The following is a 23,311-nucleotide window of genomic DNA, read 5'->3' as shown; positions in this document are numbered from 1 at the left end:
CGCACGCGGTGGCTTGCTGCTGCGTCCTTTCTGAGAATGACAGGGATCCAGGGACTGGAAATAATGCGTTTTTATCTAAGAAGAAACAGGTTCTGTCATGATAAAAAATAAACTTTCCGTTACGCTGGCATTATTAATGCCTTTGACTTCCTTTGCAGCAGAAACGATTAATTCCGCACCAGAAGTTTTAAAAGTTACCTCATCCGCCGATGATGGCAGCGCAGGCACATTGCGCTGGGCACTGGAGAAAAATAACCAGAACGCCGGACATTATCGCATTGAGCTTCAGTCCCCCGATAATCAGCCGCTAGTGATTAAACCGGTTAAACCGCTGCCGGAAATTCTCGGGCCGGTGGATATCATAAATCTCGACTGGCAGAAAAATGGCAAATACGCTGCCATCGACGGTTCCGGTTATATCAAAGGCAGCGAACCGCAATCCTGTCCGGGTGCGGTCAGCGGCCAGTATGGCGCAAACGTCCGCACTACCACCATGCCAGGTCTTGTTTTACGCGATACCCATGACGTGACTTTGCAGGGCATCGAAGTCCGCAACTTCTGCATCGGCATTCTGATTAACCGCGCTAAAAATAACGTCATCGAAGACAGCCGTATCGTGGGCAACCACGGTGGTGCTGGCATCATGATGACCGGCGATGACGGCAAAGGGAATTCCACCGCGACCACCACCGAGCGTAATAAAATTATCCGTAATACCTTCATTAATAATGGTGATGCGATGGAAGCGACGCGCGGTGCGTCATTTAACCTGATTGCGGAAAACTTTATTACGACCGACGACGTAAATAATAAAGAACCTTCTCAGGGGCTGGAAATGCTGTGGGGGAATGATAACGAAGTGCTGCATAACCATTTTGAAAACTATTCCGACGGCGTGCAGCTTAACTGGGGGAACCGCAATTATATCGCCGGTAATACCTTCACCAATCTGTCCTCTGCCGTCACGCTGAGCGGCACCGGAAATATCGTCGACAGCAATATCATGACCGGCAACCGCGTAGCCGTTTCCGTGCGTCCGCAGGGCGAACCGGGTAAAAATGGCGCGTTCGGCATCAACCGCATCACCGGACCTGCGGTGAACCGCATTACGGCTAACATCATGGTTGATAACGGTAAACCGGTTAAACGCTGCTTTGCCGGCGGCAGTTGTCTGGACGGTTTTGCAGGCGCTATCGTCTTTAACGTGCCGGGTCTGGAACACGCGGCCTTCACCGGCAACCGTGGCGGCGGTATCAGCAACGACACCAGCAAACTCGAAAAAATCTGCGCGATTGACGGCCCGTCAGCAGACTGCGAGAAAACCCCGAATAAAGATCAGCAGGCTCCGGCGATTACCCGCGTAAGCCGCAGCCAGAACGCGCTGACCATCGACGGTCAGGTGAAAGGCGAAGCCAATACGCTGTACCGCGTTGAGTTCTTCTCCAACAGCAAATCCACACAGGATGAAGCTGAAAATTATTTGGGTTATCAGATGGTGCCCATCAATGCCAAAGGACAGGGCGTCATTCACGACCAGATTAACGTCGCGGCAGATTTGCAGGTGGCGAATGTTACCTCAACCGCCACTACCAGCGACGGTGCCACTTCCACACTGAGTAAACCGGTTGCGCTGAAGTAAAACTTTTGTCCTGACAACGTGCATTCCCTGCAAATAAAAAACGTCGCCGGCTGGATTTTCCACCCGGCAGACGCGTCACGATGGTCAACAGGAAAAACGATAATGAGTTTAACCAAAAGTTTATTAGCTCTTTCCCTATTACTCAGTCTCCAGGGTACCGCGATGGCTGCCCAAACCAGTGCACCAGAGGCGGCAGTCTTGCAACGCCACGCGGTGCCTATCACCATTCGTAATACTGTGATTGGCGAAGGCGTGCCAAAAATCATCATTCCGACAACCGGAAGCACGGCAGAACAGGTCCTGGCCCAGGCTAAATCTATCGGCGCTGACGCCGATGCATCCCTGATTGAATACCGTATCGACTACCTGGATTTCGCCACTGATGCCGCCAAAGTGGGCGCATTAGGCAAACAGGTTGCCGCGGCCGCTGACGGTAAACCGCTGATCCTGACGTTCCGCACACAGACAGAAGGTGGCGTGAAAAGAATCAGCGATAAAGCGTATGGCGACTTGTATCTGTCGCTGACCAAAGACCATTTCATCGATATTCTCGACGTCGAAATGTTCCGCGATGCAAAAGTGGTTAAGGAAGTCGTTACCGCCGCACACAAAGCGGGGATCAAAGTGGTGATGTCCAGCCATGATTTCCACAAAACGCCATCGGTCGCCGAAATCGTTACCCGACTGCGCAAGCAAGACAGCATGGGCGCGGATATCCTGAAAATCGCCGTGATGCCGCACAATCCTGAAGATGTTGTCACCCTGATGGACGCCACTGCGCAGATCCGCGATAAGTATTCCCTCAAACCGTTGCTGACCATGTCGATGGGCGGTCTGGGTGCGGTATCGCGTCTTTCCGGTGAAGTATTTGGCGACGATCTCACCTTCGGGATGCTTGGCACGCCGTCGGCACCGGGGCAGATAGAAGCACATCAGCTGGACGTAGAAATGCAAACCCTGCACGCCGCTATCGCAAACCACTGATATTCCTGCGGCAGAGCGTTTACCGCCTCTGCCGTTTTTCAGTCTGTTCATCCCTTTCCTGCCCGCTTCAGAACGCGATCGCACATTTAGTTAACGGTCATTAAATAAATATCTTGCACAAAGTCTCATCAGCCCTTAGTATTTACTTATCGAACGTTAATTAATAAATAACGTTGACCTGAAACCGGGGTTTCTGAAGAAGGCATCCCAAACTAAATTAACGAACAGGAATTAACATCATGAAAAATATCGCAATGACCATCGCCGCTCTGACTCTGGCTACCGCTTCATTCACCACTCTGGCAGCAACTGAGGTTCAGTCCGCACCTGCCGGTCAGCAAACCATAGGTGTGGTCAGCGCATCAACATACGGTTCACTGCCAAGCCTGCAATCACAACTGAATGCCAAAGCTGAACAAGCCGGTGCAAGTTCATACCGCATCATCGGTGCTTCCGGTAATAACCAGATGTACGGTACTGCTGAACTGTATAAATAAGATGTCACAGTAATAAGCAGAAGAGGCGGCGGTTGCCGCCTTTTTCGTGTCTGCAATTTACGAAATCATGCCGTGCTCAATGATACTTGTGGAAATAGTTATTGCGGATCTTGCGGTTGATAAAGCCATGGAGGCCGCTGCCTGCTTTCGCCATCGCTTTCATGCGGTCCACATCTGCCAGACCGGGGCGAATGGAGTTGTAGATGTAATGCCAGCCATCTTTAAACTTCACCGTAATTGAATCTTCCGTTGTTAAAAAAGCGACGATACCCGAATTACCTCCACGATTTTGGTACCTTTCCATTCCCACCTCCCTGCCAGTGACATTCGATTTAAGCCAAATTATCTTATCCACGAACTTTTTCCGTTTATGTGAGCCACTCGGCTTTTTTAAATGTATCGGATGTTTGCAGGAGGTCGAATCTGCTTAAGCCGTCTCTGTGGTCAGTATCCGGAAACTGACGGCCTGAGGTTTAATGAAAGCTCAGGTAAAAATGATCGTATAACGCCTTTATCCGCAATCTGCGGTAATCCTCAATGACGGGCTTTATCCGCAGATTGTGGTGTCCGGAATGCGGCGTTTTGACTTCCACCACCTGACATCCTGCGGCCTGAACTGACGTTAATCCTGCGATTGAATCCTCAAACCCGATACATTCTGACGGCTCAACGCCGAGGCGGCTGGCACCCAGCAAAAATGGCTGCGGATGAGGTTTTCCCCAGGTGATGTTTTCACTGGTGATCAGAATTGGCGGGGGAGGCAGAGCTGAACAGGCGATCCGTGCAGATGCGACGTTGAATGATCCTGAAGTCACGATCCCCCACGGCACACCCAATGTATTTAATTGCGCAAGAAATTCCCTGGCGCCGGGCAATGCGGTAATACCTTCGGTATGCGTCGCCTCATAATCTTCCAGTGTCAGGAAAATATCCTGCAACTGGGCTTCTCCGGCATCCGGAAGAAAATGTCTTAACGTCGCCATCGCTGGTTTTCCGTGCAAAAAGCGGCGCACTTCTTCGATATCGAGTCCGTATTGCGCAGCCCAACGATTCCATGAGTGTTCGACAAAATCGAGAGAAGTCACGAGTGTTCCATCCAGATCAAACATCAGCGCGTTGCAGTGCATATTGCCACTCCGTTGAAAAATGTCTGACCTTATCTTAGTGAGCAATATGACAATTAAAATAGTAATAAAACGGCCTTTATATAAATAAAATGACCTCTCTGTGTTTTTTACAACCTGTGATGAAGATCCCAAAAAATGATCGGAGAATAAATTTATAAATTATTTATTAAAAATCATAGTATTAAACGTGTAATTCTAAAAGGTTAAATTGGGATGACAATCACACTTTTACAACGATGAAATTCAGCTACAGCAAAGGATACAAAATTACTATATTCAGGCTTGCATTCTCCCACGAGGATAGAGTCATGGATGGCAAATAATAAAATGTCGTCAAATATTCTCAACGCGGAGTAGATATGGCTGAGCAATTAATTTATCGCTGTAAATTGAACGAGGGGATCCATGCCCGTCCTGCCGGACATATTGAGCGCTTGTGCAATACCTTTCGCGCGGAGATTTTCTGGAAAAACTCCCGTACCGGGATAACCGCCAATGCAAAAAGTGCGCTGGCGCTTGTGGGTACAGATACGCTATTGAACGATCTCTGTGAGATTGCTTTTTGTGGTGAAGATGAGTTTGATGCCAGCCTGCAACTTTCTGACTTAATGGAAAAATTATTGTTTCTGGAAGAGGCGGTGCAGGAAGATTCCCCGATAACGGCGTCACCGGTGCCACGTACTCTGCGTGAATTACATCCGGCTTGTTTTCACGGTACCCGGATCTGTGGTGGGGTTGCGATTGCGCGTCCGTTGATTTGTCAGAGCATAAGTTTTGCTCAACTTGAAAATCAGGCTCCTAAAGAATTCCTCGGGGAAAAAGAAGAAATATTACGTTTCCGCGCCGGGATCAATATGCTGAAAAAAGAAAAAATCCTGCGTCTGGAAAATATTTCAGGCGTGGAGCGCGATATTGTTGAGGCTCATTTGTCTGTGATTAACGATATTACGTTTTCAACACAGGTTGAAGATAATATCCATCAGCACCTGAATGCTTATTCTGCCGTAGTTTCTGCCGCAAGTGTGTTCAGTGAAATTCTCAGTCGTTCCGCCAGTAAATATATCCGCGAGCGCGTGCTGGATGTTATGGATATTACCCAGCAGATCCTGATGAAAATTCACGCTGAACTGGTTTTGCCACACTCAGAACTCCGTCTTACAGAACCCACTCTTCTTATTGCCGACCGGCTGACACCGGGAAAGTTTTTAGCGCTCGATAAATCATTTCTGGCGGGATTGGTGCTCTCTCATACCGGCAAAACATCACATACCGCAATTCTGGCCCGTTCTTTGGGGATCCCGACTATCACTGACCTTGATGATGCGCTTCTGGCGGGTGACACACGGCAGGTCATGGTGCTTGATGGCAACCTCGGCTTGCTTATTCCCGCACCGGATGCGGCCGTTCTCGGTTATTACGAAAGCGAACTTGCGGTGTCTGCGGTAAAGCAGCAACAAATGCTGGCAAAGGTGTCTGAGCCTGCACTGACCGCTGATGGCCATCGTCTGGAAGTGCTGGCCAATATTGGCAGCAGCGCTGAAGTGGAAAACATTTTTCGCTTTGGCGCTGAAGGGATCGGGTTATACCGGACTGAAATGGCTTTCATGGATCGCCCGCAGCCTCCTTCGGAAGAAGAGCTTTTCTGGCATTACAGCAAAGTGCTGCAAAGGGCAAATGGAAAGCCTGTGATATTTCGTACGATTGACATCGGCGGGGATAAACCGGTTGAGTATCTGAATATTCCAGAAGAAGAAAATCCTTTTCTCGGTTATCGGGCGATCCGTATTTATCCAGAGTTTATCGGTCTGTACAGGACGCAGTTGGCGGCTATTTTGCGCGCCTCGGCAGAGGGGAATGCAAAAATAATGATCCCGATGATTGCTTCTGTTGAGGAAGTCATCTGGTGTCGCAGCGTGCTGGAAGAGGTCAAAGCAGAACTGAAATTGCGCGCTCTGCCATTTAACGATGCCATCGAAATGGGCGTCATGCTCGAAGTGCCTTCCGTGTTGTTTGCCGTTACCGAAATTGCCCGACATGCCGATTTTTTCAGTGTTGGCAGTAATGATCTTACCCAATATCTTTTTGCCGCCGATCGTGGAAATACGCGGGTTGAGAAGGTTTATGACCATTATTCTCCGGCTTTCCTTCGTGCCCTTAAATTTGCTGTGGATGGCGTACACCGGGAAGGACGGTGGATAGGCATTTGCGGTGAGCTGGCGGCGGATCCCCTTTTATTGCCCGTGCTGGCCGGGCTCGGATTCGACGAATTAAGTATGAGCGCTTCGGCGATCCCCGCGATTAAAAATGATATTTCAGGGCTGAGCCTGGTGAAATGTCGGTCGCTGGTGGCGAAAGTTTTGGCCGCCGGGAATTCCTCTGAAGTGAAATCTCTTCTCATCAGCCCGGATGTGGCTGTAGATATTCCCCGCGTAATTCTGACACATGACTGTATTTTGCATAACGTTGCGGCCGGCAGCCGTAATGAAGTGATTAAAACATTAACGGACAACCTCTGGTTACAGGGCAGAACGGCGAATCGTGAAAAACTGGCTGAAGATATCTGGAAGCGTGAGGATTCATTCCCTACGGCCGTGGGATTTGGTTTTGCAATACCGCATACGAAGTCAGATTTTATTTCTCACTCAACCATCAGTATTGCCAAATTACAGGAGTCCGTTCAGTGGGCAGAACAGTCCGTGAATATTGTCATTATGCTGACTATTCGCAAAGACAGCACCGACAATGACCATATGAAATATTTCTCCCGGCTCGCCCGAAAAATAATGAATGAGGATTTCCGAAATGAAATAAGCCGCAGTGAAACGGCCAGTGAAATTTATAAGGCAGTCTCTCAGGCAATAGACGTTGAATTCTAATTATTAAAATAATCATTACCTCTCACCCTACATGAGGTCTCTATGCTCAGTTTATTGAAAAATACCAAGCGCCATTTTATGACCGGCGTTTCATACATGATCCCCTTCGTGGTTGCCGGAGGGGTGTTGCTGGCATTGTCGGTGATGTTGAACGGGAAGGCCGCCCTACCTGATCAGGGTTTTCTTAAAGCTATGTCGGTTATTGGCATCGCAGGCCTGAGCCTGTTTATCCCAATTCTGGCTGGATTTATCGCCTACTCAATGGTGGAAAAACCGGGTATCGCGCCGGGAGCTATCGGCGGTTATCTGGCGAACCAGATGGGCGCAGGATTTCTCGGTGGCATGCTGGCGGGGATAATCGCCGGGCTGGTGGTCTGGATGCTGCTGCAAATAATTGCCCGCCTGAAAGTGCCTGATTTCCTGCGTATGGTTCTGCCGATTTTCGTGATCCCTCTGGTCGGTACCTTTATTACCGGCATCGCGATTTATTACGTGGTCGGGGATCCGGTGGCCTGGATCATGAAATCATTGAGCATCTGGCTGGCAGGAATGCAAGGTGCATCCTTTGTGGTTCTGGGGATTATTCTTGGATGCATGATCACCTTCGACATGGGCGGGCCGGTCAATAAAACCGCCTTCTTCTTTGCCGTAGCGCTCATCACCACCAATCCACAGCTCATGGCCGCTGTCGCGGTTCCTGTCTGCACGCCTCCGCTTGGCCTTGCGCTGGCGACATTCTTCTTTAAAGGCATTTTTAATGATGAAGAGCGTGAAGCGGGCAAGCCTGCTTTCGTCATGGGGCTTATCGGCATTAGTGAAGGCGCCATTCCCTTCGCCGCCGCTGACCCGATGCGCGTCATTCCGGCCAATATGTTCGGCGGAGCCGTCGGATCCATCATCTCATTGTGGTTTGGGGCAACCAATGCCGCGCCCTGGGGCGGGTTAATCGTTCTGCCAATTATCGGCAATCCAGTGGGCTATGTTATCGCCGTGATTTGTGGGTCAGTCGCAACAGCAATCGCCGTCAAAGTTTTGAAAACCTTAATGAAACCGAAGTTTAAAACAGAGAAAGAACTCGATATTTCTTTCGATTGATTAATAACTGGAGAAACTATGAAAAACACACTCAAGCAGTATGTTGACTACATCGTTAAAGGCGGAAAATCCTCAATGCTCGGGATTGGGCCGATGTCACCTGCATTGATTCAGGCCTGTTTCGAACTGGGTAAAGAGAAAGATTTACCCCTGATGTTTATTGCCAGCCGCAACCAGGTGGATGCCGATGAGTTCGGTGCCGGGTACGTGAATAACTGGGATCAGTTCCGTTTTGCCGCCGATCTGAAAGCGGTCGCGGAGAAAGTGGGCTTCGACGGCGATTACTTCCTGTGCCGCGACCATGGAGGCCCTTGGCAGCGTGATAAAGAACGTAAAGATCATATTCCCGAAAGTGAAGCCATGGTACTGGCGCGCCGTTCTTACGAAGTGGATATGGATGCCGGTTTCGATCTGCTACACATTGACCCGACGAAAGATCCGTATGTCGTTGGCCAAGCCATTGATATCGAAATTGTTCTGCAACGCACAGTGGAACTCATTCAGTTCTGTGAAGATTATCGTCAGAAAAAAGGGCTTAAGCAGTTTTATTATGAAGTAGGAACCGAAGAGACCAATGGTGGGCTGACATCCATTGAAGTGTTTGAAGAGTTTATTATCGAACTCAATACGCGTCTTGATGTGGCCGGTTTGCCACGCCCGCTATTTATCGTGGGCCAGACGGGCACCCTGACACGCCTGACGCGTAACGTCGGTCATTTTAATGATGTTCAGGCCAACCAGTTGTCGGACATCAGTAACCGCTACGGTGTCGGCTTGAAAGAGCATAACGGTGATTATTTGCCGGATGATATTCTGCTCAAACATCCGGGGTTGGGTATTACGGCCATGAACGTAGCTCCGGCTTATGGCACCTGGGAAACCCGCGCGTATCTGACACTGCATGAAGTGGAGAAAGATCTCGCGTCCAAATCTCTGATCCCGGCTGCGTCGAATTTCAAAACGGTGCTGACCCGAGCCTGTGTGCTGAGCCACAAATGGGAAAAATGGATCACTGATGAACATAAAAATAAATCTGAGGAGCAGATATTCAATGAGCCGGATTTATTAAAAGAAATTCTCGAACTTAGTGGGCATTATAATTACGAGAAAAATGATGTTGTCGCCGAAATGAAAAAAATGTTTTCTAATCTTTCACGTTTCGGTATAGAGCCACAGCGTTATGTGGTGAATAAAATTAAAGATGTTATCCAGAATGAAGCCGAATGCTTTAATATGCCAGGGCTGACAAGTCGCGTATGTAAGGCGTAATTTACACGTTGTATCCTTTCAGGATTTAAAATATGACTCTGTTAATTGCTGTAACGGCATGCCCTACAGGGGTTGCGCACACTTATATGGCGGCGGAAGCATTATTGACTGCTGCGCAGAAAAAGGGGTGGTCAATTAAAGTAGAAACCCAGGGAGCCAGTGGCGTGGAGAATGAATTAAATTCTTCTGATATTGAAAATGCAGATATGGTTATATTGACTAATGATGTCAGCATTAAAAATGAAAACCGTTTTACGCATAAAAAAATAGTCCGCGTAGGTTCCAATACGGCCGTGCGGCACGCGGATAAGATCATGGTAAAAATCGCTGAGAATCTCGGTATTGTTTGAGCGCTCAGGCGCGTTTCCCACCGTAAAGCAGAGCGTTATCTGGCCTGATGCCTCCGAACGCTGAACTTCTGTGAGTCGTGTCGTAAAGCTTGAGTAAAACACAATAACGTTATGTTAATGATTATGTAATAGTGAGGAGTTACCCGGCAGATGCAGGATTTGAGACGCCATGAGCGCATTTATTCAATCGATACTCAGTGAATTCAGCAGCATTTACGCGAATGCCAGTTCGGTATTCGTCGCGAACGGCCGTGCTGAACCGCCGGGAATGGCATATCGCCTGCATTTGCCTCGCCTCGAACTTACGGTGAAAGGGGTAATGAACATGTTGGTGGCCAAAGGCTCTGACAAAATTATTAAATTTGAACAGCCAGTGGGGACCATGACGTATATTCCGGCCAATGGCTGGAATCTTCCTGACTGGTCAACTCCGGTGATTTCATTGTCACTGGTATTCTCACGGCAGGATATTGGTTTTAGCATCATTAATTGGGATGGACATCAGTTCAAAGAGGTCGAGAAATTTGCCTTACAAAATGCCAGTGTGAATATTCGCGAACCTATTCTTCAGCTCATCGAAGAACTTGCCTGGGAGCAGGATTCCACGACGGAAACCTTTTCTCATCTGGTGCTGGCGCTGGTCAATAATATTTATGACCAGCTTAATCATTCGCCTTCTGCAACGCCCAATTCTTCACTGATAGAAGATATTAAACGGTATATCGACAATAATTATGACAGTGGCGTTAATCGGGATTCTGTCGCCGCATTCTTTAATATCTCTCCCAGCTATCTTTCACGGCTCTTTGCAAAATCCTCAGACTGTAAATTTAGTGCATATCTTACGCAGACACGTATCGCTAAATCCAGGCTGTTACTGACGAATACCACGCTGAAGATACGGGAAATTTCTGTGAAAAGCGGGTTCACGGACAACAATTATTTCTGTAAGGTTTTTAAAGAAATCAACGAGTGCACGCCTCTTGAATACAGAAAAATCAACCGTAATCACTCATTCACGAATAAACCTTAAATAAGGAGGCGATATGTCGTTAAAAACAGGAACCTCAAAAATTAATATCCTCGCGATCACCGCCTGCACTACCGGCGTCGCGCATACCTACATGGCCGCAGAAAAGCTCGAAAAGCTTGCCAGGGAGTATGATTTTGGCGTCAAGATTGAAACACAGGGAGTATTGGGGATTAAAAATAAACTGTCTGAAAAGGACATTGAAACCACCGATCTTGTCATTATCGCCGCCGATATTGTCATTGATAACCCTGACCGGTTTACCGGCTGCCGGGTGATCAACGTCAGGATCAGTTCACTGCTCATGAACCCTAACCAAGTGTTGATCACAATTAAAAAAATACTGCATTACCCGAAAGGCAAAACCATTGATATCTGATCTGGGATGCGGTTCTTCCATGATGCCGCACCCTGAAACGGGAAGCTCACTTCCCGCATTCGTCCGCTGTCTTATTTCCCCGGCAACAATCTGCCGCTCATCAGCAACAACAGCGTTTTCACGATAAGCCCGGCCAGCAGAAGATTGGCGAGCGAAAATAAAATCCACGACAAAATCTGCATATCGATGACTTGCCGGCTGTGCCGAAGGCCATGGCGCAGATAAAGTTGGCGGCAACCGTTGGCAGATAAAAACCGGGGGTGGTGGCTTCTGAAGCAAATTCGCCGCGCCAGAGCGGGGCGCAGCGCCAGGCGGAAAATATCAGTTGCCCGGTGGCACCGGCGGTCATCAGCGTGTTCGCCAGCAGCAGGTTGTACGGATGCAAGCCTGTCGAAACCAGCACGCCGCCCGCGGGCAGTAGGCTGATGAAGCTGAACTGGTTATTATTGAGAAACTCTTCGCGCACGGCTTTCGGTTCGGTCAGGCAGCGAACGACGTAAATCAGCGTCAGCGTCAGCCAGATGAAACTTCCGGCAAAGATGAGCATTTCACCCAGCCAGGCGGGCCCCAGTCCCAGCGTGGCGGCATAGCGCCAGGCGCTGCCCAGCCCGAAAACCCCCAGAACCATCCCGAAAAAACTGACGGGAACCCGATGAACAAACTGCGAAAATGACATAGCGATTAACCGGAAGTGAAATGACCGGCAAAGTTTATACGCAAAAAAAGCCCTCAGCGATAAGCCCGGTCAATGTTCCGCTGTAAATCAAAACGCAGGCCAAACGAGGCGCATTTTTAGGAAACCATGAGTAGATAACCGAAAGCGTTGGGGAATAGAATCGCCGCGTTGTCTTACTCTTTCCACGAAGGTTCAGAATGAAAAAACTCTTATTCATCATCATGGTAACAGCGCTGTCGGGCTGTGTGAATCATCATCACGAACCGCAAAGACGTCAGACCGGAATGGCGAATCCGGCGGCGGTTTATTGCCATGAAAGAGGCGGCAGATCGGTGAATATTGAAACGCAGCAGGGCGTCAGGACAGATTGTGTATTTCCTGATGGCAGACACATCGACGAATGGGAGCTGTACCGCCACGACCACCGCTAGGGCAGGATTCTTAGCTCCGCGAAAGGCTTTCCCTGAAAGAGGAAAGCCTTTTTTATGGGTGCGTTGTAAGCGTTCACTAACTGATAGGGAAACGTCATTCCGGCCAGTGCGTTAGCGGTGCCCGGAAGGATATCACCCATGCGGATATACCGCGCCGGAAAGAGAAGAGACAGCGTTTCCGCGACTGCGCCCATTCATCCGTCATTTTCAGAATGAATGCGGCTGTACTCCTGGTTTCTGACGCGGGCAGAACGAACAGATGAGTGCCCGCGCGAGTTTCTGAATATTTCTTAACTGACGGTGGTTTTTTCGAAACCAGTCAGCAGCGCAGATCGGCTCTCCATTTTTGTCATCTGACCGCCATACACGTCGATGGCGCTTTTCAGCCGCATCGCCTGATAGTTCAGCGTTTCAGCCGATTCAGAAGATTGTGCCACCATCCCGGCATTGTCTTGTGTCATGATTTCAATCTGCGCCAGCGACGTATTAATCAGTGAAAGCGCCGATGTCTGCTCGCGGGTGGCGTGACTGATTTCTTTAATCAGCCCCGACATCTGCACCACTTCACCGATAATTTCGCTGATCTGTTGACCGGCGCTTTCTACCATCTGACCGCCGGTTTCAACGCTGTGCATATTCGCTTCGATCAGTGCTTTGATTTCTTTGGCAGCGGTAGCAGAACGTTGCGCCAGCACGCGTACTTCCGAGGCGACCACGGCAAATCCGCGGCCTTCGGTTCCGGCGCGGGCGGCTTCCACGGCGGCATTGAGCGCCAGAATGTTGGTCTGGAAGGCAATGCCGTCAATCACGGAAATAATGTCCACGACTTTGCTGCTGGCCTGCGAAATTGACTGCATCATGCCGATAGTGTCCTGCATGATTTCGCCGCCTTTCTTCGCCACGGATGCGGCGCTGTCCGCCAGTTTGCTGGCCTGAATCACGGTGTCGGCGCTTTGCCCGACGGCACCGGCAATCTCTTCAATCGCCGCAGCGGTTTGCTGAAGATTGGCCGCCGTTTCTTCGGTACGTGCGCTGAGCGCCGTGCTGTTTTTTGACATCAGATTGCTGATATTTGAAATCCCGCCGACCTGCGCCCCGACATCTTCCACCAGAGAATGCAGATTCAGGCCAAACTGATTCACTGAACGCATCAGCAAACCAATTTCATCGACGCGGTTAAAATGCACGGAATCGGCTTTTTTCCCGGAGACTACCTGCTGCGCCTGACCCAGAATCGTTTTTATCGGATTGCGGATTTGTGTTTGCAAAAAGAGATCGGCGAGCAGTAACAGGACCATAGTTGAAATAGCTACCCATGTCTGACCGGTCCCCGTCAGCGGAAATAACAGCGGGAAAATGCCCGCGATAAATAATGGTAAACGTAAACGCCAGCCTACCGGCAGTTTTTGTAATACCGAAACGAGTGAAAATAAACCGGTGCGCACCACCAGACCTTTATAAAACTTCCGGCTTCCGGCATTTTTATCTTTAACTAATTTGTATAATTCTTCTGCGGTTTTAATTTCGTGCTCTGTGGGTTTATTGCGCACGGAAATATATCCCGTCAGTTTATCCTGATGATGTACCGGCGTGACGTTGGCGCGAACCCAATAGTGGTCGCCATTTTTACGGCGGTTCTTCACCAGCCCCGTCCAGCTGTCGCCCTGTTGCAGGGTAAACCACATGTCGGCAAAGGCTTCGACTGGCATGTCCGGATGGCGGACTAAATTGTGGGGTTTGAAGATCAGTTCGTCTTCGGAGAATCCGCTGACATTGATAAACGCGGAGTTCGCATAAATAATCCGGCTGTTGACATCCGTCGTGGACATTAATGTGGTGTCGGGATCTAAACCATATTCCCGTTGTGTCACTGGCATGTTTACGCGCATGAGGAACCTCTGTGTTATTAAATAATATTTAATAACGTTGTTATATTGTTGATTTGCTGTGTTATGACCTGTTTATAACGTCCAAATGATTGTTAGCACACTCCATGACGAAACTACTATGCAATGATTCATTGTTACTGACCAGAAATATTTAAATTACAAAACCAGGTTGGTGGCGTGAGATAATATTAAAGGTTAATTTTATTGTTGAATTAATATAAATGTAATTTTTATGTGGAATGAAAGTTTTAATGTTGATAAAGATAAAAAACTGTATTAAGGCAAATTTCATGCAGGAGGGAGCGGTAATATAACTTAGCAATTCTGAATAACGATTGCGCGCAATAAAAGTACGATTTCAGGGGCGTTTTTCATTCAAGCACAACTGAATGATCCGGCAAATACTGGGCAAATTCTGAAAATGCGCAAGGCGGGCAAATCCGCATCCTCTGACCAGCGATGGGGGCCTTATTTGACGTTTAACCCAATCGTTCTGAATGTGATACTTTAAATTAACAATGTGCCCGCGGGTCAGGCCCGCCGCACTGAATTCAGATCAGCACAGAGGGTTTATGGCGGTCATTTCCGAGCAGATTATTAAACAAGCCAAACAGTTACGCCGTGAACTCCACACCCGGCCAGAGCTGGGTCTGAATGAACATCATACTTCGCGAAAAATCAGTGAACTGCTGCTGTCTTTCGGCCTGGACGTCCACACCGGACTCGCCGGAACAGGTATTGTCGCGACCCTGCGCAACGGCGACGGGCCTTCAATCGGCCTGCGCGCGGATATCGATGCGCTGCCGATTCAGGAACTCAATGATTTCGAACACGTCTCGCAAAATCCCGGCCTGATGCATGCCTGTGGCCACGATGGCCATACGGCGACGTTACTCGGCGCGGCGCGACATCTCAGTGAAAACCGCCATTTTCGTGGCACGGTACATTTCATTTTCCAGCCGGCGGAAGAGAATGCCGGGGGCGGCCAGATGATGGTTAATGAAGGGCTGTTTGAACATTTTCCGATGCAGGAAGTGTACGCGCTGCATAACTGGCCCGGCCTGCCGGTCGGTGAAGTGGCGGTCAGCCAGGGCGCGATGATGGCGTCGCAGGATAATTTTCACATCACGCTCACCGGCAAAGGCTGCCATGCGGCGATGCCGGAACTGGGTGCGGATCCGGTGGTGGCCGGCGCGCAGCTGATTTTGTCGCTGCAAAGTCTGATTTCACGTCGCCTGTCGCCGCTGGAACAAACGGTGATCAGCCTGACGCAATTACAGGCGGGCGAGGCAATCAACGTGATCCCGGAAACGCTGCACATGTCCGGCACGCTGCGCTGCCAGAGCAATGAAACGCGCATGACCTGCTGGCGGTTGATTGAAGAATACGTCAAGTCCGTGCCGCTGCCGTTTGGTGTTACAGGCGAAGTTCGCTGGGAGTTCGGTTATCCGGTCACGAAAAACCATCCGGCGCAGGCCGAAAATGTGCGCGAAGCCGCCGAGCACTCGCCGGGCGTAACAAAAGTGCATTTCAATAATCCGCCCTCGATGGCGGCAGAAGATTTTGCGTATTTGCTTGAGCGGTGTCCCGGGGCTTATTTCTGGCTGGGTGCCGACGGCGCAGAACCTTCCGCGTCGCTGCACAATGCCCGTTTCGATTTTAATGATGATCTCATTCCTCTGGGCATCGGCATCTGGGTAACTCTGGTGGAAAGACAGCTGAAAGATGCAGACGCTTAAACGGCGGACGACGGACTGATAAACGTCCGACACAAAAAAGCCAGGCACATAAGTTGCCTGGCTTTTTTTGTGTTCACTCCGGGCGATCAGATCCCCAGCGCTTTTTTCACCGTGCTTTCTGCCGGTTGACCGTCGCGGGTGGTCACGCCGTTCAGCCAGCCGGTCAGCAGTTCCGGATGTTTCGCCAGTTCGGCGCGGGCGGCGTCTTCCGGGCTTTGCTTGTCATCGAGCACGCGGGTGATGATGGCGTTTTCCAGCGGTACGTTAAATTTCAGCTGCGTGAAGAAACGGTTGAGATTCGGGCACTGTCCGGCAAAACCTTTGCGCGTCACGGTGTTCACCGTCGCACTGCCATAGTTCGCACCAAACCATTTATCGCCACCGCTCAGATACGTCAGCTTAAAGCGCGTGTTCATGGCATGCGGTTCCCAGCCGAGAAACACAATCCATTGCTTGCGATCCACTGCCCGCGTTACCTGCGCCAGCATGCCGCTTTCGCTCGACTCCACCAGATTCCAGTTTTGCAAACCAAAATCATGCTGGTCGATCATCTTCTTAATGTTCTGATTTGCCGGTGCGCCCGGCGCGATGCCGTAGATCTTGTGATCAAACTTATCCGCGTATTTCTCCAGATCGGCGAAATCCTTCACGCCCGCTTTTGCCACGTAATCCGGTACGGCCAGCGTAAATTTGGCCGCCGGTAAATTAGCGCCGATGACGCTGATGTCATCGGTGAATTTCGCGATAACCGGTGCCTGTGCGGGCATCCAGTTACCTAAAAACACATCCAGCTGGCCGGTTTTCAATCCCTGAAATGCCAGCGCGACGGAAAGGTTTTGCACTTTTTGCTGATAACCCAGCGCGTTCAGCACCACGCCGGACACGGCGTTGGTCGCCGCAATATCCGTCCAGCCGGGGTCGGACTGATTAACGGTGGCGCATCGGGCGTCGTCAGCGGCGAAACTGCTCTGCGGCAGCAGGCTGGCACTGGCCAGAAGCATCAGCGTGGTGAGTCTTTTTATCATCATCTTATTCCCCGGTCGGGTGTTTATTAGGGCGCGGGTAACGGGCAAAAGCTTCCTGCTCGTCCAGCGTCTGGTGGTTACGGATAAAACGGTGCGAAGCGGCCTGATGCGGCTGGAAATCCCATTGCGGAATGGCATCCCGCCCGGCGATTTCGGTCAGATACAGCCGTTTTAACTGGCTGGCGCGAACCTGTTTATTCAGGGTATTTAAATCCCAGCGGGCGGCGATTTCGGCCGCAAACGCCGCGACGGTATCGCGATGTTCGGCCAGCGCTGCGAGGTTTTTCAGCTCAAACGGATCCTGCTCAAGCTGGTACAAATGTGGCGCTTCAGTCAGCGAATGAATGTATTTCCACGGCCCGCGGCGGATCATCACCATCGGCTCAATCGCGCCTTCCGCCAGATATTCAGCGCAGGCTTCGTCCGGCCCCGGCTGGCCGTTAAGATGTGGCACCAGACTGTGGCCGTCGAGCGGTGCAACCGGGTGCTCAAGGCGTTCCGCGCCGCCCGCCAGTTCGGTGAACGTCGGCAGTAAATCCACCAGAGAGACGTTGCCGCCGACGCGGCGGGGCGCAAAGCGTTTCGGATTATGGACAATCAGCGGTACGCGCACGGCACCTTCGAAGAAGGTCATTTTGTACCACAGCCCGCGTTCACCCAACATTTCGCCGTGGTCGGCAATCACAAATACCACAGTGTTTTCTGCCTGACCGGTTTCTTCCAGCGTGCGGACCACTTCACCAAAACAGTCATCCACGTAGGCAATTGAGCCGTAATAGGCGTGACGGGCGCGGCGGATTTGTTCGTCGCTGAGCAAACCGTCTTCGAGCTGATACATGGCGCGCAGGCGCTGCGAGTGCGCGTCGTCTTCCACATCGCCCGCGCCGGTTTTCGGCAGATCGATATCTTCCTGCGCAAACCGGTCGAGATAACGGCGCGGAATGGCAAACGGATCATGCGGATGCGTCAGTGAAAGCAGGAGCAGAAACGGCTTATCGTCCGGTTTCCGTGCTGCATCGTACAACCGCTGGCGCGCCATAAACAGCGCTTCATCATCGAAATCCAGCTGGTTAGTGCGTACACACTCACCGGCTTCCAGCACTGAACTCATGTTGTGGAACCAGTCCAGACGGCGTTCCGGGTTTGCCCAGTCCGGCGTCCAGCCAAAATCTGCCGGATAAATATCGGTGGTCAGGCGCTCGTCAAAACCGTGCAACTGATCCGGGCCGCAAAAATGCATCTTGCCGGAAAGCCAGGTCTGGTAACCCTGTTCGCGCAGGTAATGGCAGAAGGTCGGCGAGTCGGCGCGAAATTCAGCGGCGTTGTCGTAGACACCGTTGTTTGACAAAAACTGGCCGGTCATCAGCGCCGCACGGGAAGGGGCGCACAGCGGGCTGTTGCAGTAGGCGGATTCAAAGACCACGCCTTCGTCGGCCAGTTTGTCGATATTGGGCGTCAGGCTGACATTATTTCCGTAGGTGCGTAATGCCCCGGCGGTTAACTGATCGGCCATGAGAATAACGATATTCGGTTTATTTATAAGCATAGTTAGCCTGAAAGAAAAATTAATTAGCAAATCGTGATATTTTTATCGCATGCCTTTTTAATTCTGTGAAGAGGTTATTAAATTATCATGGCATAAGGTGGGTTTATGGCAGGAAAATTAGAATTGCCTCCGTTGCAGGTTTTAGTGGTATTTGAAGCGGCCGCGCGACACGGTAATTTTACCGCAGCGGGAAATGAGCTCGGACTTTCGCAACCGGCGGTCAGTCAGCGTATTCAGATGCTGGAAAATCTGCTCAACGGACCGCTGTTTGAACGGCGTCACCGGGGCGTGCAACTGACCGAATCGGGCAGTGCGCTTTACCAGATTGTCCGCGCCAGCCTGAGCGACATCAGCGAGCAGATAGAACGCACGCGATATCAGCGCAGTACGCTGCGGATTGACACCGATATGGGCTTCGCCACCTACTGGCTGATGCCGCGGATGAACGCGATTCAGGCACTGATCCCGGGTGTGGAAGTGCAGGTGTCGACTTCGCCGAATGACTATAATTTTCGTGATAACAACGCCCATCTGGCGATCTATTTTGGCAACGGTAACTGGCCGGGGACGCATGCGCAAAAGCTGTTTCCCGAGGATGTTATTCCTGTCTGTAATCAGGTGGTTATGGATAAACTTGGCGATAATCCGCTGCCGGAAAAACTGATGAATTTCCCGCTGCTGAAGCTGCCGGAAACCCGTCCGCAGCGCTGGCTGACGTGGGAAGACTGGTTCCGTTCGCAGGGCTTGCCTGCACAGCATCACGCCGGATCGCGCACCTTTAATGCGTACTCGCTGGTGATCCAGGCCGCGGTCGAAGGACAGGGGATTGCGCTCGGCTGGCGGCCGCTGATTTCGGCGCTGCTGGAAAGCCGTCAGTTGTTCGTTTGCGGGCCGGAAGTGCGCACAGAACGGGGCTATTATCTCATCTCTTCCGGCAGTAAACCGGCGTCCGTACAGCAGGAAAAAGTGACCCGCTGGCTGTTAAATGAAGCATGGAATTTTCATCATCATTCCGCCCCTGTTTCCCGGCAGAAATAGAGTGTATTTCACAAATGGTCATAAGCTAATGCGAAATAACTCTATATAGAATCCCAAAAGACATCACTTATTTTATTATTTTGAGTTAGCGTGTCAGGATAATTAACAGAGTGCGAAACCATTATGACGCAATCCATCATCGAGTTACGTCGTGTTTTTAAAAGTTATTCTCCCTCTACCGGAAAGAAACTGTTTTCCCGCGAGGAGAATAAACCGCCGGTCAATGCGCTGGACGATATTAGTTTGCAAATAACAGCCGGTGAGATTTTTGTTATTGTCGGGCTTTCCGGCTCGGGGAAATCGACGCTGCTGCGCACGCTCAATTTTCTCATTCAGCCGGGTTCCGGCGATGTCCTGTTTCAGGGGCAGGCGCTGGGCAGCCTGAATGCCCGCGAAATGATTGAACTGCGCCGCAGCCAGATTGGCATGGTTTTTCAGTCGTTTGCGCTGTTTGACGAACGCACCGTGCTCGATAACGTGGCGTTCGGGCTGGAGGTGTCGGGCGTCAGCCGTGACGAACGGCACAAACGGGCTCACGCGATGCTGGAAAAAGTCGGGCTGGCGCACGTTGCCGCGCAGTATCCGCATCAGCTTTCCGGCGGCATGCAGCAGCGCGTCGGGCTGGCGCGGGCGCTGGTGGTGAACCCTGCGGTGTTGCTGATGGATGAGGCGTTCTCGGCGCTGGATCCGATTATCCGCCGTGATATGCAGTCATTGCTGCTGGTACTTCAGGCAGAACAACAGCGCACGGTGGTTTTCGTTACCCACGATATGGAAGAAGCGCTGCGTCTGGGGACGCGCATTGCGATTATGGAAGAGGGCAAACTGGTGCAGGTCGGAACGCCGGAAAACATCATTAACGCTCCGGCGTCGCCTTACGTCCGACACTTCTTCTCCGGCGTGGATACCTCGCGCTGGCAGCTGGCAGAATCTTTCGCCGATGTCTGGCAGCCGACTCTTTAAGTCTTTTATGCAGAGAACGTTATGGCCTATCCCTTAGATTTTAGCCGTCAGATCGACAGCGCCATTCACGCACTGCTGGTGCATGCCGGTGGTTTTTTTGATGGCCTTTCGGCTGGCATCGACGCCGTTGCCGGCGGCCTCGAAACCCTGACCGGCTGGCTCTCGCCGTGGGGGCTGGTGTTTCTGGCCGTCGCGATTGGCTTCTGGCGTATTGGCAAAGGCTTCGCGCTGTTTGCATTGCTCGCCACGCTTTACATCGTTTACAGCGGCTACAGCGATCACGCGTCCATCACGCTGGCGCTGACGCTTTCCTCGACATTTTTCAGCCTGCTGTTTGGCATTCCGCTGGGGATCTGGAGCGCACGCCGCGCCACCGTCGGCAGTGTCGTGCGTACGCTGATGGACTTCATGCAGACCATGCCCGCATTTGTTTATCTGATACCCGCGACCATTTTGTTTGGCCTCGGGCGTCCGCCGGGCATTTTTGCCACCATCTTATTTTCCATGCCGCCGGTGGTGCGCCTCACGGATCTGGGGATCCGTCAGGTGAGTCAGGCGCGTATCGAAGCCGGGCTGGCGTTCGGCTGTACGCCGTGGCAGCTGCTGTGGAAAGTGCAGCTGCCTGCGGCGCAACCGGCAATTATGGCGGGCGTGAACCAGACGATTATGATGGCAATGTCGATGGTGATTATCGCCTCGATGGTCGGAGCCGGTGGTCTGGGGAATGATATTCTCAGCAGTATTCAGCAGCTGGATATCGGACTCGGGTTACAAAGCGGAATTGTGGTGGTGCTGATGGCGATTTTGCTGGACCGGCTGTCGGCCAGTTTTGCCCGTAAACAGGGCGGCAGGGCGTAAAAAAGGCCAGACGCGTGACAGCGTCTGGCCTTCTGATTTCATCAACAGAACTTACACGCGGAAATGCCCGACGGCGAGTGCCAGACCGGTGGCCTGTTCCTGCAAGGCTGACGCCGCGCCGGTAGATTCCTGAACCATCGCCGCATTCTGCTGCACCATGCCATCAAGCTGGGTAATCGCCTTGTTGATTTCATGAATGCTCAGCATCTGTTCTTCGGACGCGTGGGTGATTTCCATCATCACGCTGCTGACGTTCGAGACGTTACTGACGATTTCACTCATGCTGTCGCTGGCCAGCCGCACCTGCGCGGAACCCGACGCCACGCTGCTCACCGTCGATTCAATCAGCACTTTAATTTCTTTTGCTGCCTGCGCGCTGCGCTGTGCCAGACTGCGCACTTCGCTGGCGACCACGGCAAATCCACGCCCCTGTTCCCCTGCACGCGCGGCTTCAACCGCGGCGTTCAGCGCCAGAATGTTGGTCTGGAACGCAATGCCGTCGATGACACCAGTGATATCGCCGATTTTTGACGACGCGCTTTCAATCGTTTCCATCGTCGTAATGACTTTCGTCACCACTTCGTCGCCACGTGTGGCGGCTTCTGAGGCGGATTTCGCCGTCGCGCTGGCCTGTTTAGCGGAACTGGCAGACTGAGAAACCGTAGCGGTGATCTGCTCCAGCGACGCGGCGGTTTGTTGCAGGCTGGCTGCCGCGGATTCGGTACGGCCCGACAAATCGTTATTCCCGGCGGCAATTTCGTCGGCGGCAATTTTAACGGATTCGCTGGTGGTGCGGATTTCGGACATCACCTTGCTGAGTTTATCCACGAACGTATTGAACGCATGGGCGATTTGCGTCACCTCGTCGTGGCCGTCGGTCGGTAAGCGCTGGGTCAGATCGTCCTCACCGGAGCTGATGGCGTTAAGCGTATCGCGCACCACCGACAAACGGCGGAACGATCGGGTGATGATCAGGCCAATCACGGCGGCCGAAATCAGCATGATCACAATCAGCGTAATCACCGAAGAGGTCAGCAGCGAACGCATACCCGCCGTTGACTCCCTCTTGTCCTGCAATACAAGCGTGTACCATTCGGTGCCCGCGACCGGCAGAGCCCGAACGCGCTTTGTTGCGCCATTCAGCTGAATATCCACCGGCGTTTTCGCTGCGAATAAATCCTGCAAATTCACGCCTTCCGCCAGCGAGCTGAACGGTTTCAGGGCCAGCTTATCGTCCGGGTGCGCGATGATGACACCGGACTTATCCACCAGCATCCCGAAACTGCCGGGCGTCGGATGGAGGGTATTGACGTTATTCACCACGCTGTCCATCGAGACATCACCGGCGACAATGGCTTTCAGCGTGCCGCCGTCCATCACGGGTACGGCGAATGTGACCACTAACTTACCGGTGCCGGCATCAATATACGGCGGCGTGGCGACCGGATGCCCGGCTTCGGCTGCCTGCCTGTACCACGGGCGGCCGGTCGGATCGTAATCGGACGGCACGCCGGTCGGATCGGAGAATTTTGCGGTTTTATTTGCATAACCGACGTAGACGTTAGTAAACCCGCCCGCGCTGGCAATTTGTTTAAGTACCGGAACCGGATCTTCCGTTAACGCAACTGACTGAAGTGAAACAATCATCCCTGTTTTTGAACTGACCCAATCGCTGATCCCTTGCGTGTGGCTGGAGGTCAGGGCGTTCAGCGTGGTATCTGTCGCCTGACTGTTGTATTTAGCTGCAACGGTGTAACTGAGGAAGGTATTGATCACCAGCGAGCAGGCCACAATGGCGATGCAGGCTGTAATAATGCGCGAACGGATGGTCTTTAACATGGGCGTTTCCCTGGAAGGAATCTTAAGATTTAGATAACGGCAGAAAGGCGAAAAACTTGAG

At 51.6% G+C, this 23,311-nt stretch carries 21 protein-coding genes; 14 read left to right on the top strand and 7 right to left on the bottom strand.

Annotated elements, in window-relative coordinates; genetic code table 11:
* Positions 1-97 precede the first annotated feature (97 nt).
* The 3 genes from GW579_RS08805 to bhsA all read left to right on the top strand — a co-directional run bounded on the left by GW579_RS08805 (position 98) and on the right by bhsA (position 3,120).
* The gene (locus tag GW579_RS08805; protein ID WP_152324636.1) at positions 98-1,639 is read left to right on the top strand and encodes a NosD domain-containing protein; all 1,542 of its coding nucleotides are present in this window, start codon (positions 98-100) and stop codon (positions 1,637-1,639) included.
* 102 nt (positions 1,640-1,741) lie between these two features.
* Positions 1,742-2,623, top strand: coding sequence for a type I 3-dehydroquinate dehydratase (gene aroD / locus GW579_RS08800; protein ID WP_165058571.1), 882 nt, complete (start codon positions 1,742-1,744; stop codon positions 2,621-2,623).
* A 239-nt stretch (positions 2,624-2,862) separates the two neighbouring features.
* Entirely contained in the window at positions 2,863-3,120 is a 258-nt protein-coding gene (gene bhsA / locus GW579_RS08795) for a multiple stress resistance protein BhsA (RefSeq protein ID WP_152324634.1), read from the top strand.
* Between the two features lie 76 nt (positions 3,121-3,196).
* Here bhsA and GW579_RS08790 read toward each other — a convergent pair whose 3' ends face one another.
* Positions 3,197-3,475, bottom strand: a complete 279-nt coding sequence (locus GW579_RS08790; RefSeq protein ID WP_307803314.1) for a hypothetical protein — start codon at positions 3,473-3,475, stop codon at positions 3,197-3,199.
* Positions 3,476-3,593: 118 nt separating this feature from the next.
* Positions 3,594-4,247 (bottom strand): HAD-IA family hydrolase, encoded by a 654-nt coding sequence (locus GW579_RS08785; protein ID WP_165058569.1) that lies wholly within the window; start codon positions 4,245-4,247, stop codon positions 3,594-3,596.
* A gap of 359 nt (positions 4,248-4,606) precedes the next feature.
* Here GW579_RS08785 and ptsP point away from each other — a divergent pair, with 359 nt between their 5' ends.
* The 6 genes from ptsP to GW579_RS08755 all read left to right on the top strand — a co-directional run bounded on the left by ptsP (position 4,607) and on the right by GW579_RS08755 (position 11,246).
* A complete protein-coding gene (gene ptsP / locus GW579_RS08780; RefSeq protein WP_165058567.1) occupies positions 4,607-7,123 on the top strand; it encodes a phosphoenolpyruvate--protein phosphotransferase in 2,517 nt (838 codons plus the stop codon).
* Positions 7,124-7,165: 42 nt separating this feature from the next.
* A complete protein-coding gene (locus GW579_RS08775) occupies positions 7,166-8,218 on the top strand; it encodes a PTS fructose transporter subunit IIC (protein ID WP_165058566.1) in 1,053 nt (350 codons plus the stop codon).
* An 18-nt stretch (positions 8,219-8,236) separates the two neighbouring features.
* Positions 8,237-9,487, top strand: a complete 1,251-nt coding sequence (locus tag GW579_RS08770; protein ID WP_165058564.1) for a class II D-tagatose-bisphosphate aldolase non-catalytic subunit — start codon at positions 8,237-8,239, stop codon at positions 9,485-9,487.
* 32 nt (positions 9,488-9,519) lie between these two features.
* On the top strand, positions 9,520-9,837 hold the full coding sequence (locus GW579_RS08765; RefSeq protein WP_152324629.1) for a PTS fructose-like transporter subunit IIB: 318 nt from the start codon (positions 9,520-9,522) through the stop codon (positions 9,835-9,837).
* Between the two features lie 169 nt (positions 9,838-10,006).
* A complete protein-coding gene (locus GW579_RS08760) occupies positions 10,007-10,870 on the top strand; it encodes an AraC family transcriptional regulator (RefSeq protein WP_165058562.1) in 864 nt (287 codons plus the stop codon).
* Between the two features lie 13 nt (positions 10,871-10,883).
* Entirely contained in the window at positions 10,884-11,246 is a 363-nt protein-coding gene (locus GW579_RS08755; RefSeq protein WP_152324627.1) for a PTS fructose transporter subunit IIB, read from the top strand.
* Between the two features lie 118 nt (positions 11,247-11,364).
* On the opposite strand, the gene GW579_RS08750 is transcribed toward GW579_RS08755, so the two are convergent.
* Positions 11,365-11,922 carry an SLAC1 family transporter gene (locus GW579_RS08750; protein ID WP_165058560.1) on the bottom strand — a complete coding sequence of 186 codons (558 nt, stop codon included), beginning with the start codon at positions 11,920-11,922 and terminating at the stop codon, positions 11,365-11,367.
* A 197-nt stretch (positions 11,923-12,119) separates the two neighbouring features.
* Between GW579_RS08750 and GW579_RS08745 the strand changes: the two genes are divergently transcribed.
* Positions 12,120-12,353, top strand: coding sequence for a putative hemolysin (locus tag GW579_RS08745; protein ID WP_152324625.1), 234 nt, complete (start codon positions 12,120-12,122; stop codon positions 12,351-12,353).
* 290 nt (positions 12,354-12,643) lie between these two features.
* On the opposite strand, the gene GW579_RS08740 is transcribed toward GW579_RS08745, so the two are convergent.
* Positions 12,644-14,242, bottom strand: a complete 1,599-nt coding sequence (locus GW579_RS08740) for a methyl-accepting chemotaxis protein (RefSeq protein WP_165058558.1) — start codon at positions 14,240-14,242, stop codon at positions 12,644-12,646.
* A 572-nt stretch (positions 14,243-14,814) separates the two neighbouring features.
* On the opposite strand from GW579_RS08740, the gene GW579_RS08735 reads away from it, so the two are divergent.
* Positions 14,815-15,981: a M20 aminoacylase family protein gene (locus GW579_RS08735; protein WP_165058556.1), complete on the top strand. Its 1,167-nt coding sequence runs from the start codon at positions 14,815-14,817 to the stop codon at positions 15,979-15,981.
* 86 nt (positions 15,982-16,067) lie between these two features.
* Here the strand turns inward: GW579_RS08735 and choX are convergent, their stop codons facing one another.
* Both choX and betC read right to left on the bottom strand, forming a co-directional pair.
* Positions 16,068-17,009: a choline ABC transporter substrate-binding protein gene (gene choX / locus GW579_RS08730; RefSeq protein ID WP_235937326.1), complete on the bottom strand. Its 942-nt coding sequence runs from the start codon at positions 17,007-17,009 to the stop codon at positions 16,068-16,070.
* Position 17,010: 1 nt separating this feature from the next.
* On the bottom strand, positions 17,011-18,552 hold the full coding sequence (betC, locus tag GW579_RS08725; protein WP_165058554.1) for a choline-sulfatase: 1,542 nt from the start codon (positions 18,550-18,552) through the stop codon (positions 17,011-17,013).
* Positions 18,553-18,657: 105 nt separating this feature from the next.
* Here betC and GW579_RS08720 point away from each other — a divergent pair, with 105 nt between their 5' ends.
* The 3 genes from GW579_RS08720 to GW579_RS08710 all read left to right on the top strand — a co-directional run bounded on the left by GW579_RS08720 (position 18,658) and on the right by GW579_RS08710 (position 21,411).
* Positions 18,658-19,590: a LysR substrate-binding domain-containing protein gene (locus GW579_RS08720; protein WP_165058552.1), complete on the top strand. Its 933-nt coding sequence runs from the start codon at positions 18,658-18,660 to the stop codon at positions 19,588-19,590.
* Positions 19,591-19,713: 123 nt separating this feature from the next.
* Positions 19,714-20,553 carry an ATP-binding cassette domain-containing protein gene (locus GW579_RS08715; RefSeq protein WP_152324619.1) on the top strand — a complete coding sequence of 280 codons (840 nt, stop codon included), beginning with the start codon at positions 19,714-19,716 and terminating at the stop codon, positions 20,551-20,553.
* 21 nt (positions 20,554-20,574) lie between these two features.
* Positions 20,575-21,411, top strand: a complete 837-nt coding sequence (locus GW579_RS08710) for an ABC transporter permease (protein ID WP_165058550.1) — start codon at positions 20,575-20,577, stop codon at positions 21,409-21,411.
* A gap of 51 nt (positions 21,412-21,462) precedes the next feature.
* Here the strand turns inward: GW579_RS08710 and GW579_RS08705 are convergent, their stop codons facing one another.
* A complete protein-coding gene (locus GW579_RS08705; protein WP_165058548.1) occupies positions 21,463-23,250 on the bottom strand; it encodes a methyl-accepting chemotaxis protein in 1,788 nt (595 codons plus the stop codon).
* Positions 23,251-23,311: the final 61 nt, after the last annotated feature.

The sequence above is a fragment of the Rahnella contaminans genome, assembly GCF_011065485.1.
GTDB lineage: Bacteria > Pseudomonadota > Gammaproteobacteria > Enterobacterales > Enterobacteriaceae > Rahnella > Rahnella contaminans.
The sequence above is the reverse complement of the archived record's forward strand: the minus strand, read 5'-3'. Positions and strand labels throughout refer to the sequence as shown.

Excerpts from the sequence above, each read along its gene's own strand:
- bhsA (WP_152324634.1), top strand. The coding sequence starts at position 2,863 with ATGAAAAATATCGCAATGACCATCGCCGCTCTGACTCTGGCTACCGCT.
- GW579_RS08750 (WP_165058560.1), bottom strand. The coding sequence starts at position 11,922 with ATGTCATTTTCGCAGTTTGTTCATCGGGTTCCCGTCAGTTTTTTCGGG.
- GW579_RS08785 (WP_165058569.1), bottom strand. The coding sequence starts at position 4,247 with ATGCACTGCAACGCGCTGATGTTTGATCTGGATGGAACACTCGTGACT.
- choX (WP_235937326.1), bottom strand. The coding sequence starts at position 17,009 with ATGATGATAAAAAGACTCACCACGCTGATGCTTCTGGCCAGTGCCAGC.
- GW579_RS08745 (WP_152324625.1), top strand. The coding sequence starts at position 12,120 with ATGAAAAAACTCTTATTCATCATCATGGTAACAGCGCTGTCGGGCTGT.
- GW579_RS08775 (WP_165058566.1), top strand. The coding sequence starts at position 7,166 with ATGCTCAGTTTATTGAAAAATACCAAGCGCCATTTTATGACCGGCGTT.
- betC (WP_165058554.1), bottom strand. The coding sequence starts at position 18,552 with ATGCTTATAAATAAACCGAATATCGTTATTCTCATGGCCGATCAGTTA.
- GW579_RS08760 (WP_165058562.1), top strand. The coding sequence starts at position 10,007 with ATGAGCGCATTTATTCAATCGATACTCAGTGAATTCAGCAGCATTTAC.
- GW579_RS08720 (WP_165058552.1), top strand. The coding sequence starts at position 18,658 with ATGGCAGGAAAATTAGAATTGCCTCCGTTGCAGGTTTTAGTGGTATTT.
- ptsP (WP_165058567.1), top strand. The coding sequence starts at position 4,607 with ATGGCTGAGCAATTAATTTATCGCTGTAAATTGAACGAGGGGATCCAT.
- GW579_RS08765 (WP_152324629.1), top strand. The coding sequence starts at position 9,520 with ATGACTCTGTTAATTGCTGTAACGGCATGCCCTACAGGGGTTGCGCAC.
- aroD (WP_165058571.1), top strand. The coding sequence starts at position 1,742 with ATGAGTTTAACCAAAAGTTTATTAGCTCTTTCCCTATTACTCAGTCTC.
- GW579_RS08735 (WP_165058556.1), top strand. The coding sequence starts at position 14,815 with ATGGCGGTCATTTCCGAGCAGATTATTAAACAAGCCAAACAGTTACGC.
- GW579_RS08740 (WP_165058558.1), bottom strand. The coding sequence starts at position 14,242 with ATGCGCGTAAACATGCCAGTGACACAACGGGAATATGGTTTAGATCCC.
- GW579_RS08705 (WP_165058548.1), bottom strand. The coding sequence starts at position 23,250 with ATGTTAAAGACCATCCGTTCGCGCATTATTACAGCCTGCATCGCCATT.
- GW579_RS08710 (WP_165058550.1), top strand. The coding sequence starts at position 20,575 with ATGGCCTATCCCTTAGATTTTAGCCGTCAGATCGACAGCGCCATTCAC.
- GW579_RS08715 (WP_152324619.1), top strand. The coding sequence starts at position 19,714 with ATGACGCAATCCATCATCGAGTTACGTCGTGTTTTTAAAAGTTATTCT.
- GW579_RS08770 (WP_165058564.1), top strand. The coding sequence starts at position 8,237 with ATGAAAAACACACTCAAGCAGTATGTTGACTACATCGTTAAAGGCGGA.
- GW579_RS08755 (WP_152324627.1), top strand. The coding sequence starts at position 10,884 with ATGTCGTTAAAAACAGGAACCTCAAAAATTAATATCCTCGCGATCACC.
- GW579_RS08805 (WP_152324636.1), top strand. The coding sequence starts at position 98 with ATGATAAAAAATAAACTTTCCGTTACGCTGGCATTATTAATGCCTTTG.